Origin of the sequence: Massilia niastensis DSM 21313, assembly GCF_000382345.1 — a bacterium.
GTDB lineage: Bacteria > Pseudomonadota > Gammaproteobacteria > Burkholderiales > Burkholderiaceae_D > Telluria > Telluria niastensis.
On record NZ_KB908096.1, the window covers coordinates 92,281 to 105,597 of the forward strand.

Below are 13,317 nucleotides of genomic sequence, written 5' to 3' on the forward strand. Positions count from 1 at the left end.
GGCGACACCGGGACGAACCACGCGGCAAGCGCATGCCCGTCGGACCGTGATTGTCGCGCCGGCTCAGGCGAGCGCCTGCCTGTCGGGCCGGGGAACCAGGTCGGGGATGTGGGAGATGTAGCGCAGGGTCTCGCGACGCAGGTGCGCGGAAGGCTGGGGCGTCGCCGGCGCCTGCGCGGCGGCGCAGATCGCGCTCGCCGAGGCGTGGTGGCAGTAGTCGCAGTCGGCGTCGGCCTGGGCCGGGACCTTGTGCGACGCTTCCCTGTCGGTTTTTCCGGTCTCCTCGTGCTTGTGCACGTGGTGGCCGACATGGCGGGCCGCCGCGCCTTCTTCGTGCGCGCAATAGGCTCCCGCGGCCGCCCAGGAAAACTGAAGCGGCAACAGCGCCAGCAGGAAGATCAAAAAGTAGCGTTTCATCGGGATTCTCGACGCAGCAGGCGCAAGCCGTTGAAGATCACGAGCAGGCTTGCGCCCATGTCCGCGAACACGGCCATCCATAGTGTAGCCGATCCGGCCAGCGCCAGGACCAGGAACGTTGCCTTGATCACCAGGGCGATGGCGATGTTCTGCCTGAGGATCGCGGCGGTCCGGCGGCTCAGGCGGATGAACTGCGGGAGCTTGCGCAGGTCGTCGTCCATCAGGGCCACGTCGGCGGTCTCGATCGCCGTATCGGTGCCGGCGGCGCCCATCGCAAAGCCGATGTCGGCTTTCGCCAGGGCCGGCGCATCGTTGATGCCGTCGCCGACCATGCCGACGATGCCGGACCGGGCGCGCTCGTCCTCCACCGCCGCCAGCTTGTCCTCCGGCAGGAGGCTGCCTCGGGCGTCGTCGATGCCGGCCTGGCGGGCGATGGCGCTGGCCGTCACCGCGTTGTCGCCGCTCAGCATGACGGTGCGCACGCCCAGCTCGTGAAGCTGGGCGATGGCTTCGCGGCTGCTCGCACGGATGGTGTCGGCCACGCCGAAGACCAGCAGGGGCTTTGCTTCCTCGCACAGGAACACCGCGCTCTTGCCCTCGCCCTCCAGCCGGGAGAGGGTTGCGGCGACGTCCGGGCCGGCGATGCCCAGTTCCCCGAGCAGGCGCCCGTTGCCGAGCCAGTAGCGCTTGCCGTCGATGCGCCCGCTGGCGCCGCGTCCGGCGAGCGCCTCGAACCCGTCCACCGCCGCAAGGGGCGGCGTGCGCTCCTGCTCCTTCCAGTAGCGGCTGATCGCGCCCGATACCGGATGGTCGGAGCGGTCGGCGAGCGAGGCCGCAAGCCGTAGCGATGCCCCGGCCTCGCCGCCCAGCGCCAGGGCATCCGTCACCACCGGCCTGCCATGCGTGAGCGTGCCGGTCTTGTCCAGGGCGAGCGCGCGCAGCCTCGCGCCCAGCTCGAGGTAGACGCCGCCCTTGACCAGGATGCCGGCCTTCGCCGCGGCGGCCAGGGCGCTGACCACCGTGACCGGCGTCGAGATGACCAGGGCGCAGGGACAGGCGATCACCAGCAGCACCAGGGCCTTGTAGATCCATGGCATCCAGGCGGCGCCCAGGGCCAGCGGCGGCAGCAGCGCCACCACCAGGGCGATGGCGAACACGATCGGCGTGTACACACTGGAGAAACGGTCGACGAAGCGCTGGGTCGGGGCGCGGCTGCCCTGCGCCTCCTCGACCGCCCGGATGATGCGCGACAGCGTCGAGTCGTCGTGGCCCGCGGTGACGCGGTACTCGAAGGAGCCGTTCTCGTTGACGGCGCCGGCAAACACCTTGTGCCCGATGGCCGTGGGGACCGGCATGCTTTCGCCGGTGATCGGCGCCTGGTTGACGAAGGACTGGCCCGCTGTGACTACCCCGTCCAGGGCGATCCGCTGGCCGGGACCGACCCGTGCGAGGGCGCCAACCGTGACCGTGGCGGCATCCGTTTCCACCCAGCCGCCATCGTCCCGGCGTACGGTCGCCGTATCGGGCGCCAATGCCATCAGGCCCTGGATCGCATTCCTGGCGCGGTCGAGCGAGCGCGCCTCGATCAACTCGGCGATCGCGAACAAGGCCATCACCATCGCAGCTTCCGGCCATTGACCGATCAGGACGGCGCCGGTGACGGCGGTCGCCATCAGGGCGTTGATGTTGAGATTGCGGTTCCGGAGCGCGATCCAGCCTTTCCGGTACACCCCCAGGCCAGTGCTCCCGATCGCCAGCAGCGCCAGCAGGATCACCGGCCAGGCATGCTCGCTGCCGCTGGTCCAGGCCAGGATTTCCGTGCCCACGGCCGCGCCGAGGCCAAGCACGAGCCGCGCCTGTTTCCACTGGCGCCCGGCCGGCGGCGCCGGCGCACCGGCCGCGGCCGCGACCGGGACGGCGTGCATCCCGATCGACTGCAAGGCGTCCTGGATCGCGTCCGCCGGTCCCGTATGCGTGACGCTCAGGCGGCGCTGGACCAGGTTGAACCCGAGCTGCGTCACCTGGGGCAGGTTCGCCAGCCTGGTGCGGATCAGCGCCTCCTCGGTCGGGCAGTCCATGTTCTCGATCCGAAACACGGAACCGGCGCCGGCCGCGCCGGCGACGGCAAGCGCATCCGGCTCGACGGGCGCGGATGGCGCGCAACAGGATTTGGCCTGACAGTCCGACATCGCCGGTCCTCATTAAACGTGTATAGTTCGCATTTAAAACCCTGTAGCGGGTACAGGGTCAAGCAAGCGTCAAGCGAACACACCGAACCATGAAGATAGGCGAACTGGCCGAGCGTTCCGGCTGCCCCGTGGAGACGATCCGGTACTACGAACGGGTCGGCCTGCTGATGCCGCCCGAGCGCTCGTCGAACAACTACCGTAGCTACCACCAGCGCCACGGCGAGCGCCTGCAGTTCATTCGCCATTGCCGGGCGCTGGACATGACCCTGGACGAGATCCGGGTCCTGCTCGACTTTCGCGACCATCCCGAGCAGGACTGCCTCGGCGTCAACGACCTGCTCGACCGGCACATCGGCGACGTGGCCGAGCGCATCGCGGCGCTGTCGGCGCTCGAAACCCAGCTCAGGGAGCTCAGGAGCCGCTGCGTCGTCACCGACGCCGCCAGTTCCTGTGCGATCCTGCAGGCGCTCGGCAAGGACGCGCGCAATTGCCATGGAGATGGCTGATGCAATCGCCTGTCGTCGTCGTGAATGCAGTGCGCCAGGTGGCGCCGCTGGAATTGCTGGCCGTGCCGCGCGAACTGGACGGCTCGCGCGGCAGCAACCGCGAATGGGATGTCCCGCGCCAGATCGGGGCCGATACCGACGTCGAGGCGATCCGCGCCTGGCTGACGAATTTCGCGGACCGGCGGGCGACCTTCGACGCCTATCGCAAGGAGGCCGAACGCCTGCTGTTGTGGTCCGTCTGGCAGCTCGGGAAGCCGCTGTCCTCGCTGACGCACGAGGACTGGCTCGCCTACCTGGCCTTCCTCGCGGCGCCCTGTCCTCCGGAACGCTGGATGTCGGACGGGGGACGCAAGCACCCGCGGGGCGACGCCAGGTGGCGCCCATTCGCAGGCCCCCTGTCGGCATCGAGCCAGCGCCAGGCCTCGGTCATCCTGAATTCGATGTTTTCCTGGCTCGTCAACGCCGGCTATCTCGCCGGGAATCCCCTGTCGCTGTCGCGCCAGCGCAAGCGCCGCCCGGCGCCGCGCATCGTGCGCTATCTCGAGGAGGGGCCGTGGCTGGAAGTGAAGGCGGCCATCAACGCGCTGCCGCGCGAGACGTCGCGCGAACGGGAGCATTACTACCGGCTGCGCTGGCTGATCACCCTGTGCTATATCTGCGGCCTGCGGATCTCCGAGATCGCCGCCAACAGCATGGGACACTTCTTCTGCCGGCGCGACCAGGCCGGCAACGAGCGCTGGTGGCTCGAAGTCCTCGGGAAGGGCAACAAGGTCCGCATCGTTCCCGCGACGAGTGAACTGATGGAAGAGCTGGGGAACTACCGGCGCACACTCAGCTACCCGGCGCTCCCGGTGTCCGGGGAATCGACGCCGCTCCTGCTGCCGATCGGCGGGCGGCCACGGCCGCTCAGCCGGGGTGGGATCCACGACATCATCAAGGGCGTCTTCGAGATGACGGCCGAGCGGGTGCGCCTCAAGGGGCCGGAGCACCAGCACGAAGCGGCGCGCATCCTGCAGGCGTCCGCGCACTGGCTGCGGCATACGGCCGGTTCGCACATGGCCAATCATGACCTGGACCTGCGCCACGTGCGCGACAACCTCGGCCACGAGTCGATCAGCACCACCAACACCTACCTGCACGCGTCGGACGATGCGCGCCACGCCGAGACGGAGAGCAAGCACCGCGCGAACTGGTAGCCAACCGGGACGGGCAAGGAGGTCAGCCTTTCGGCTTCGTGCGCACGGGGGCCTTGCGGGCGGCCCTGGCGCCGGGAGTGGCGCTGCCCGGGCTGTCCGCTGTCTTCGCTGCCGGCGCTGCTTCCGGTTTGTCGCGCAGGCGGGCCAACTCCTCCTGCAGATGTGCGGCCCGGGCCGACTCGGTCGCCGCCTGGGCGATCGCGGCCTCGAGTCGGCCGCGGGCTTCGCCCAGCCGTTCATTCGCACGGGCCAGCTCATCCGCGGATGCCGCGGCCGCGCCCTGCATGGCGCCGATCCGTTCGTTCAGGCGTGCGATCGTCAACTGGGCGTCATTAGCCTCCGTGCGCAGCCGTTCGAGGGCGGCGGCATGGGCCGCCCGTTCGCCGTCGAGCGATTTCTGCAGCTTCGCCGCGATCGTCCGCTCGCGGTCGATCTCGACCAGCGCCCGCTTCTCCATGTCGGCGAAACGCTCCTCCGCCAGGCGCATGCGCTCGGCGAGCTTTTCCAGTTCGGCCCTGTGCGCATGGCGTTCGTCGTCCATCCGCCGCTGCCCGGCCGCCGCATCGGCCCGGCTCTGCGCCAACTGGCGTTCCACCGCGGCGCTTTCCGCCCTGGCGCCCGCCAGGTCCTGGCGCAGCTGGTCCGCCGCCGCCGCGGCCGCCGCCAGCTGTTCCCGTGTCCGCTCCAGCGCACTGGTCGTCTCGGCATGCGCAGCGGCAGCCTGCGCCTCCGCCGCCCTGGCGGCGTCGACGGCCGCCTCGGCTTCCGCCCTGAACTGCGCAAGCGCATCGAGGGCGGCGGCCTGCGCTGTCTTCCACAGGCCGGCGAGCATGTCTCCCGCACTGGTCTTCAGCTCGTCCGGCAGATCCGCATGCTCGACGCTCACCCGGGAACGCTGGCGCAAGGTTTGCCAGAACTGGCCCAATGCCTCCGTCGGCGCCGACATGCTTCCCTTGCGGACCAGCTGGTACAGCTTGTTGGTGGTCGGGGTGACGCCGTAGCGGAAGAACAGCAGGACGCACACCTCCCGATACAGGTCCTGGGTGCGCGGATATTGCTGCCGGAGGCTCTCGACATCAGCCAACAGTTGGGATTGATCCTCGATTTCCGACATTATTGATTCCGATTGATCGACATCTTCAATATTACTACGTAATACGTATCGTTATCAACTGCGCTATCCATACTTCTGACATTACTTCTATAATGTCGGAAAAATCGATGCGGCCGGGCCGCTTGCTGTCGCTCGGGGGTTCAGGGGAGATGGAGGGGAGTGGAGAGGCTGGGCAGGCGGGTGTTAGCCGCCTGCCGCGCCGCAAACCGTCTTACAGGCCGACATGCCGTCGACCGTGGCCTCAACCAGGGGGAGGCGTCACAGGCTGCCCGCCGTCGCGGCGTAGCAGATCCACGCTGTCAGCAACAGCACATACCCCAGAACGCATGTCGTAACGAGCTTCAGTCTCATGGTGATCTCTCCAACCGGATTCGAATGGACTGGCAAAGCCTCGCCTCCCTGCCGACGCCATGGGCCATGCGTCATGCGGTGCCGGTCGCCTGCGCCGACGACCAACTACGACTTAACCAATCGGAGTCAAGTATAGACCGATGCTACCGCGAGGCAATAGGTAAAACTACGCAGACGAGGCCAGCCCACAACAGAAGGCGGAGGCCTGACTGCAGGACAAGTCAGCCGGTACGGGCCTTGTGCGCGCGCCGCGAAGCTTCTACAATACTGCGACAAATCTAATCGGAGTGCACCCTTGAGCCACATCAGCGCAGGTGTCGAGTACGGGATACACTGCCTCCTGTATTTGACGCCGACCTTCAATCAACGGCGCGAAGCGAGCGTACGCGACCTGGCGGAACTGCAGGGCGTGCCGCACGAATTCCTTGCCAAGCTGTTCACCAAGCTGGCGAAGGCCGGCTTGCTCGTCGCATCCGAAGGCGCGCGCGGCGGCTTCGCCCTCGCCAGGCCGGCCGCCGACATCACCGTCCTCGACATCGTCGATGCGATCGACGGCCAGAAGTCCCTGTTCGATTGCCGCGAGATCCGCTCCCGCTGCGCCATCTTCGATCCCGAGAACCCGCCCGCCTGGTCATCGCGGGGCGTCTGCTCGATCCACTCGGTCATGCTCTCGGCGCAGCAGCGCATGAGGGAGGAACTGGCACTCTGGACCCTCGCCGATCTCGCCGCCAGGACCACCGAGAAGGCGCCGGCCAGTTATCCCGCCACCGTGATCCGCTGGCTCGATGGCCGCGGCCCCGCGCGCGGCGCCTGAGGCACCCACCCTCTTCCTCCGCTTCTCCGGGAGGCCGGCACCGGCCTCTTGTCGAACGACCCACCGCCACTCCTCGTAGCACCCCGGCCGTCCGCCCCATGCTGGCCTGACGGCCCCTGCCTGTTCCCCGCCTTTCATGCCGGGCGGGTCATGTGCACTCGCGCGTCGTGCCAACTACGCAAGCGTCCATTCATGCAGGTGGACTAGCGTTTTTCGGCCCGATTGGCTCCCCGGCCGGCGCAAGGCAAATCCTACAATCCACTCCACGATCACAGCCCCAGGTACGCACCCGCGTAGCCAGGCAGCAGTAGCGATCACGCGGGCCCACATCGCAGTTTCTCGTTCCGCCTTCATTCCGAAAGGGGAACGATTTGCATCGATCCAACGCTACTCATCTACGAGAGAGACCATGAACACCCATCAACGACACTGGTACGAACCACGCCCCCGGACTGCCGCACTCGCCCTGGCGAGCGCCGTAATGCTCGCCCTGGGCGGCTGCGCTCCCGGCAATGCCGACTCCCCGGCGCCGCCCGCCGCATCCGCCACGCCCGTCACCGCGTCCGTCGTGGTCGAACGGCGGGTGGTGGACACCCAGGAATTCTCGGGCCGCATGGAAGCCATCGACCGCGTCGAGATCCGCTCGCGTGTCAGCGGCTACATCACGGCGATCAACTTCAGGCCCGGCGTCACGGTCAGGAAAGGCGATGTGCTGTTCGTGATCGATCCGCGCCCCTACCAGGCCGAAGTCGACCGCGCCGAGGCCGCCGCCGCCGCCGCCCGCGCCAAGGCCGACCTGGCCAAAATCGAACTCACCCGCGCCGAACTGCTGCTGAAGGACAAGGCGATCGCCCAGCGCGAATACGACGAGAAGGCTTCGGGACTCCGGGAACTCGAGGCCAACGCGCGCGCCGCCCGCGCCCTGCTGGATACCGCCCAGCTGAACCTGGAATACACCCGCGTCAAGGCGCCGATCGACGGCCGCGTCTCGAAGGAAGAGATCACGCTCGGCAACCTGGTGGATGCCTCTGCCCTGCTGACCTCGGTCGTGTCGACCGACCGCATCTACGCCACCTTCGAGGGCGATGAAGCCACCTACCTGCGCGTCGCCAGGGCGGCCCAGCAAGGCAAGCCGGTCGGCGTCAAGGTCGGCCTGGCCAGCGAAACCGGCTTCCCGCACGAAGGCAGGCTCGAATTCGTCGACAACAGCCTGGACACCGGCACCGGCAGCGTGCGCATGCGCGCCGTCTTCGCGAACGCGGACCACACCCTGGCGCCCGGCATGTTCGCGCGCGTCCAGGTCAGCGGCGGCGACGGCGAGCAGGCCGGGCGCCAGTCCATCCTGATCACGGACCGGGCGATCGGCACCGACCAGAGCCGCAAGTTCGTCATCGTGGTAGGCGCCGACGGCAAGACCGAGCACCGCGAGGTCAAGCTCGGTGCGCTGTCGGGCGGCCTGCGGATCGTCACCGACGGCCTGAAGCCGGGCGAACGGATCATCACCAGCGGCCTGCAGCGCGTGCGTCCGGGCGGCGCCGTCAAGGCCACCATCGTCGGCATGCAGCACGATACCGGCAAACCGAAGGCAAAGGCGGTCGTCGCCGACGCCGGCGGCGCGGGCGCCAAGGAGTAAATCCATGAACTTTTCCCGTTACTTCGTCGACAAGCCGATCTTCGCCGGCGTCCTGTCGATCATCATCGTCGTCGCCGGCCTGATCTCGATCTTCGCGCTGCCGATCTCCGAGTATCCGAACGTGGTGCCGCCGTCGGTCGTCGTGCGCGCCCAGTATCCGGGCGCCGATCCGAAGGTGATCGCCGAAACCGTCGCCTCGCCGCTCGAGGAACAGATCAACGGCGTCGACGGCATGCTCTACATGTCGTCCCAGAACACGGCCGACGGCACCCTGACCCTGACGATCTCGTTCGCCCTCGGCACCGACGTCAAGCAGGCCGAAACGGACGTGCAGAACCGGGTCCAGCGCGCCATCCCGCGCCTGCCGGACGAGGTGCGCCAGCTCGGCGTGACGACCGTGAAGTCCTCGCCGAACCTGACCATGGTGGTGCACCTGCGCTCGCCCGACGGCCGCTTCGACGAGCAGTACCTGCGCAACTATGGCGTCATCCGCGTCAAGGACCAGCTGGCCCGCATTCCCGGCATGGGCGAGGTCGCCCTCTGGGGTTCGGGCGACTACGCCATGCGCGTCTGGCTCGATCCGCAGAAGGTGGCGCAGCGCGGCCTGACCGCCGGCGACGTGGTCGCGGCGATCCGCGAGCAGAACGTCCAGGTGGCGGCCGGCATCGTCGGCGCCGCCCCGAGCAAGGAAAGCCAGTTCCAGCTGACCGTGAATACCCAGGGCCGCCTGAAGACCCCGGAAGACTTCGGCAACATCAGCGTCCGCACCAACGAGGACGGCGCCCTGACCCGCCTGCGCGACGTCGCCCGTATCGAACTGGGCGCCAACGCCTACGACCTGCGCTCGACCATCGACAACAAGAACGCCCTGGCCCTGGGCATCTTCGAGTCGCCGAACGCGAACGCGCTGCAGCTGTCGACCGACGTGCGCGCCAAGATGGAAGAACTCGGGAAGGACTTCCCGCCGGGTCTCGAGTACGCGATCGTGTACGACCCGACCAGCTTCGTGCGCGATTCGATCAGCGCCGTGATCAAGACCCTGCTGGAAGCCGTCGCCCTGGTGGTGCTGGTGGTGATCGTGTTCCTGCAATCCTGGCGCGCCTCGATCATCCCGCTGCTGGCGGTGCCGGTGTCGATCGTCGGCACCTTCGCCATCATGCTGGCCTTCGGCTTCTCGATCAATACGCTCTCGCTGTTCGGCCTGGTGCTGGCGATCGGCATCGTGGTCGACGACGCGATCGTGGTCGTGGAAAACGTCGAACGGAATATCCACGACGGCCTGTCGCCGCGCGAAGCCACCGTGCAGGCCATGCGCGAGGTGAGCGGCCCGATCGTCGCCATCGCCCTGGTGCTGTGCGCCGTGTTCGTGCCGATCGCCTTCGTGCCCGGCCTGTCGGGCCAGTTCTACCAGCAGTTCGCCCTGACCATCGCGATCTCCACCGTGATCTCGGCGATCTGCTCGCTGACCCTCGCCCCGGCCCTGTCGGCCAGCCTGCTGCAGTCGCACGACGCCCCCAGGGATGCCGTGACCCGCTTCATGGACCGCTACCTGGGCGGCTTCTTCCGGGTCTTCAACCGCTTCTTCGGCCGTGCTTCGAGCCGCTACGAGAATGGCGTCAAGGGCGTGTTGCGCCGCAAGAGCACCTCGCTGGCGGTGTATGCGCTGCTGACCGTGTGCGCCGCCTTCATGTTCAAGCTGGTGCCGGGCGGCTTCGTGCCGACCCAGGACAAGGGCTACATCGTCGGCATGGCCCAGCTGCCGGACGCTTCCTCGATCGACCGCACCGACGCCGTGATCCACCGCATGCACGACATCGGCATCGAGATCCCGGGCGTCGCCCACTCGTCCTCGTACACCGGTTTCTCGATCAACGGCTTCACCAATTCGTCGAACTCGGGCATCGTGTTCAGCGTCCTGAAACCGTTCGAAGAGCGTCCGGACGAGAACGAGACCGGCCTGGCGGTCGTCGACGAGATCAACAAGCGCATGGGCGCCATCGACGACGCCTTCATCATGGCCTTCCCGCCGCCCGCAGTGGCCGGCCTGGGCACCATCGGCGGCTTCAAGATGATGATCGAAGACCGCGGCAACCTCGGCTACGACGAACTGTACAAGGCGACCCAGGCCATCCTGGAGAAGGCCAACAAGAGCCCGAAGCTGTCGGGCGTGTTCTCGAGCTACCAGGTGAACGTCCCGCAACTGTATGCCGACATCAACCGCGACAAGGCGAAACAGCTGGGCGTGCCCCTGAAGGAAATCAACCAGGCGCTCCAGGTCAATCTCGGCTCCCTGTATGTCAACGACTTCAACCAGTTCGGCCGTACCTTCCAGGTGCGGGTGCAGGCCGACGCGCCGTTCCGCTCCCAGGTCGACCAGATCGCCCAGATCAAGGTGCGCAGCGACCAGGGCGAGATGATTCCGCTGTCCTCGCTGGTGACCATCTCGGACAGCTACGGTCCGGACCGCGTGCAGCGTTATAACGCCTACGTGGCGGCCGACCTGAACGGCGGCCCGGCGCCGGGCGTGTCGTCCGGCGAAGCGCAGGCCGAGATCGAGCGCATCGTCAAGGAAACCCTCCCGGCGGGCATGGCCTACGAGTGGACCGACCTGACCTACCAGGACATCCTGTCCGGGAACACGATGTTCTACGTCTTCCCGCTGTGCGTCCTGCTCGTGTTCCTGGTGCTGGCGGCGCAGTACGAGAGCTGGACCCTGCCGCTGGCGGTGATCCTGATCGTGCCGATGTCGATCCTGTGCGCACTGGCCGGCGTCAAGCTGGTGGGGGGCGACAACAACATCTTCACCCAGATCGCGCTGTTCGTGCTGGTGGGGCTGGCGTCCAAGAATGCCATCCTGATCGTGGAGTTCGCGAAGGAACTGGAAGACCAGGGCCGCACCATCGTGCAGGCCGCGCTGGAATCCTGCCGCCTGCGCCTGCGTCCGATCATCATGACCTCGATCGCCTTCATCATGGGTGTGGTGCCGCTGGTGTTCTCGCACGGCGCCGGCGCCGAGATGCGCCAGGCGATGGGCGTGGCCGTGTTCAGCGGCATGCTGGGCGTGACCTTCTTCGGCCTGTTCCTGACCCCGCTGTTCTATGTGCTGCTGCGTACCCTGGCCAAGCGCCTCGAACGCCAACCCGCGGCTGCGCTGCCGCAATCCAAGGAAATGGAAGGATCCCATTAAGATGAAGACCATGATCGCAAAAGGCGTCGCGCCGCTGATGGCCGCCCTGCTGTTGTCCGCCTGCGGCCTGACGCCGGTGTTCAAGCAGCCCGAGTTGCCGGTCCCGGCGGCCTTCAAGGAAACCCAGCCGGGCGTGCAGCTTGCCGCAGACGGCACGCGCTGGAAGCAGGCCCGGGCCGCCGAACAACAGGCCCGCGGCGAATGGTGGCTGGCCTTCGCCGATCCGACCCTCACCGGGTTGATCGCCGAGGCCGGCGCCGCCAACCAGAACCTGGCGGTGGCCACGGCCCGCGTCAAGCAGGCCCGCGCCATCGCCGGCATCGCCGGCGCCGATCGCAGCCCGCAGGTCGGGTTCGGCGCCGGCGTCCAGCGCGGCACCTCGCCCACCGAGGGTGGCGGCCCGGCGTCCACCTCGTACCAGGCGCAGCTGACCGCCAGCTATGAAGTCGACCTGTTCGGCCGGGTGGCCGCCAACGTCAGCGCGGCCAGGAACGACGCCGCCACGGCGGAAGCGAACCTGCGCTCGGTGCAGCTGGCGCTGCAGGCCGATGTCGCGCAGACCTATTTCCGCCTGCGCGCCACGGATGCCGAGCTGGTGACCCTGAACGACACCGTCCGCCTGCTGGAAGAGAACGTGAAGGTCAACCAGCGCCGCTTCGACCTGGGCGACATCGGCGAGTTCGACCTGTCGCGGGCCAGGACCGAGCTGGCGCGCTGGCGCGCCGACGCGATCGGACTGCAGCGCGAGCGCGCTGCGGCCGAACACGCCCTGGCCGTGCTGCTGGGTAAACCGCCTGCCGGTTTCGGCCTGCCGAGCGCGCCCATCGCGGACTCCAGCACCCTGCCCGTGATTCCGGCCGGGCTGCCCTCGACCCTGCTGGAACGCCGTCCGGACATCGCCGCCGCGCAGCGCACGATGGAAGCCGCCAACGCCCGCATCGGCGTGGCGCGCGCCGCGATGTTCCCGGCCATTGGCATCGGCGCCAGCGGCGGTGGCGTCGGCGGGGCCCTGTCGGATGTGTTCAAGATGAGCAGCAAGTCGTGGATGCTGGGCGCCCTGCTGTCGCTGCCGGTGATCGACGGCGGCCGCAACAAGGCCAATGTCGCGCGCAGCGAGGCGGTGCTCGAGGAATCGGTGGCCGAATACCGCCAGAAGGTCCTGGTCGCGTTCTCCGAAGTCGAGGACAACCTGGCCGGCCTGCGGATCCTGTCGGCGCAGGCCGAACAGGTCGACGAGGCGCTGGCCTCGGCCCGCCGTTCCGCCGACCTGGCCCAGAAGCTGTACGACGCCGGCCGCTCGAGCTACCTCGACCTGCTGGACGCGCAGCGGAACCTGGCCAATGTCGAGCGCAGCGCGGTGCAGTTGCGCGGCAACCATGCCGTCACCACGGTTGCCCTGATCCGCTCCCTGGGCGGCGGCTGGGACGCCGCTCCGCGCGGCTAGAAGAACGGACGCCGCGCCCCGCATCGCCGGTCCGGCGATGCGGGGCGCGGCAGCATGCAGCGCGGAGTTCGTCCGCCGCGATCTTCATGGCGGCTGCCTGGAGGCGCAGGCGGCGGCAAGCCTGGAGCGACCATGGCCCCACACCTCGGCGCGCTGCCAGCGCCGCCCAGGGCGGTATTCTCGCGCACCGGCGGCGCGCTGGCCTCGTACCTGCTGTTCGAATCGGGCTACACCCGCGACCTGATCGCGCTTGGCTACAGGGACGCCCTCGCCCGCCGCGACGACGCCCTGGCATTCTTCGGCACCCACACCGACTCCTGAATTTCGCCCAAGACAATTAGGGTCAGAGTCTAATGCCGTTAAGTTAGGGATGGCGGACGTCGGAGTCGGCGTTCTGGATAGCGTTGCGGTTTGGCTTTGGTGACCCGGTCGAACTTTCGGCCGGGTCGATACACATTCAGTTCGA

At 68.0% G+C, this 13,317-nt stretch carries 9 protein-coding genes and 1 pseudogene; 7 read left to right on the forward strand and 3 right to left on the reverse strand.

Translation table 11 applies throughout. The features are described from left to right. Nucleotides 1-63: 63 nt before the first annotated feature. The gene (locus tag H162_RS0114105; protein WP_020654122.1) at nt 64-417 is read right to left on the reverse strand and encodes a DUF2946 family protein; all 354 of its coding nucleotides are present in this window, start codon (nt 415-417) and stop codon (nt 64-66) included. Beyond that, nucleotides 414-2,606 carry a heavy metal translocating P-type ATPase gene (locus tag H162_RS0114110; protein ID WP_020654123.1) on the reverse strand — a complete coding sequence of 731 codons (2,193 nt, stop codon included), beginning with the start codon at nt 2,604-2,606 and terminating at the stop codon, nt 414-416. The genes H162_RS0114105 and H162_RS0114110 overlap by 4 nt, the downstream gene beginning before the upstream one ends. A gap of 89 nt (nt 2,607-2,695) precedes the next feature. Here H162_RS0114110 and cadR point away from each other — a divergent pair, with 89 nt between their 5' ends. Together cadR and H162_RS0114120 are read left to right on the forward strand one after the other, a co-directional pair. After that, complete coding sequence (cadR, locus tag H162_RS0114115; protein WP_020654124.1) at nt 2,696-3,112, forward strand: Cd(II)/Pb(II)-responsive transcriptional regulator; 417 nt, start codon at nt 2,696-2,698, stop codon at nt 3,110-3,112. Further along, nucleotides 3,112-4,308 carry a tyrosine-type recombinase/integrase gene (locus H162_RS0114120; protein ID WP_020654125.1) on the forward strand — a complete coding sequence of 399 codons (1,197 nt, stop codon included), beginning with the start codon at nt 3,112-3,114 and terminating at the stop codon, nt 4,306-4,308. The genes cadR and H162_RS0114120 overlap by 1 nt, the downstream gene beginning before the upstream one ends. 22 nt (nt 4,309-4,330) lie before the next feature. Here H162_RS0114120 and H162_RS30905 read toward each other — a convergent pair whose 3' ends face one another. Continuing rightward, nucleotides 4,331-5,422, reverse strand: a complete 1,092-nt coding sequence (locus tag H162_RS30905) for a DNA-binding protein (protein ID WP_020654126.1) — start codon at nt 5,420-5,422, stop codon at nt 4,331-4,333. A 646-nt stretch (nt 5,423-6,068) separates the two neighbouring features. Between H162_RS30905 and H162_RS0114130 the strand changes: the two genes are divergently transcribed. The 5 genes and pseudogenes from H162_RS0114130 to H162_RS0114150 form a co-directional block, all read left to right on the forward strand. After that, on the forward strand, nt 6,069-6,587 hold the full coding sequence (locus tag H162_RS0114130) for an RrF2 family transcriptional regulator (protein ID WP_026354637.1): 519 nt from the start codon (nt 6,069-6,071) through the stop codon (nt 6,585-6,587). 409 nt (nt 6,588-6,996) lie between these two features. Beyond that, nucleotides 6,997-8,220, forward strand: a complete 1,224-nt coding sequence (locus H162_RS0114135; protein WP_026354638.1) for an efflux RND transporter periplasmic adaptor subunit — start codon at nt 6,997-6,999, stop codon at nt 8,218-8,220. Between the two features lie 4 nt (nt 8,221-8,224). Next, nucleotides 8,225-11,407 carry an efflux RND transporter permease subunit gene (locus H162_RS0114140; RefSeq protein WP_020654130.1) on the forward strand — a complete coding sequence of 1,061 codons (3,183 nt, stop codon included), beginning with the start codon at nt 8,225-8,227 and terminating at the stop codon, nt 11,405-11,407. A 1-nt stretch (nt 11,408) separates the two neighbouring features. Next, nucleotides 11,409-12,851 carry an efflux transporter outer membrane subunit gene (locus H162_RS0114145; protein ID WP_020654131.1) on the forward strand — a complete coding sequence of 481 codons (1,443 nt, stop codon included), beginning with the start codon at nt 11,409-11,411 and terminating at the stop codon, nt 12,849-12,851. A gap of 135 nt (nt 12,852-12,986) precedes the next feature. Then, nucleotides 12,987-13,172 (forward strand): annotated as a pseudogene (locus H162_RS0114150) (patatin-like phospholipase family protein); the annotation flags it as partial. Nucleotides 13,173-13,317: the final 145 nt, after the last annotated feature.

Coding starts and splice junctions, on each gene's coding strand:
- H162_RS0114105 (WP_020654122.1), bottom strand. CDS start 417: ATGAAACGCTACTTTTTGATCTTCCTGCTGGCGCTGTTGCCGCTTCAG.
- H162_RS0114110 (WP_020654123.1), bottom strand. CDS start 2,606: ATGTCGGACTGTCAGGCCAAATCCTGTTGCGCGCCATCCGCGCCCGTC.
- cadR (WP_020654124.1), top strand. CDS start 2,696: ATGAAGATAGGCGAACTGGCCGAGCGTTCCGGCTGCCCCGTGGAGACG.
- H162_RS0114120 (WP_020654125.1), top strand. CDS start 3,112: ATGCAATCGCCTGTCGTCGTCGTGAATGCAGTGCGCCAGGTGGCGCCG.
- H162_RS30905 (WP_020654126.1), bottom strand. CDS start 5,422: ATGTCGGAAATCGAGGATCAATCCCAACTGTTGGCTGATGTCGAGAGC.
- H162_RS0114135 (WP_026354638.1), top strand. CDS start 6,997: ATGAACACCCATCAACGACACTGGTACGAACCACGCCCCCGGACTGCC.
- H162_RS0114140 (WP_020654130.1), top strand. CDS start 8,225: ATGAACTTTTCCCGTTACTTCGTCGACAAGCCGATCTTCGCCGGCGTC.
- H162_RS0114145 (WP_020654131.1), top strand. CDS start 11,409: ATGAAGACCATGATCGCAAAAGGCGTCGCGCCGCTGATGGCCGCCCTG.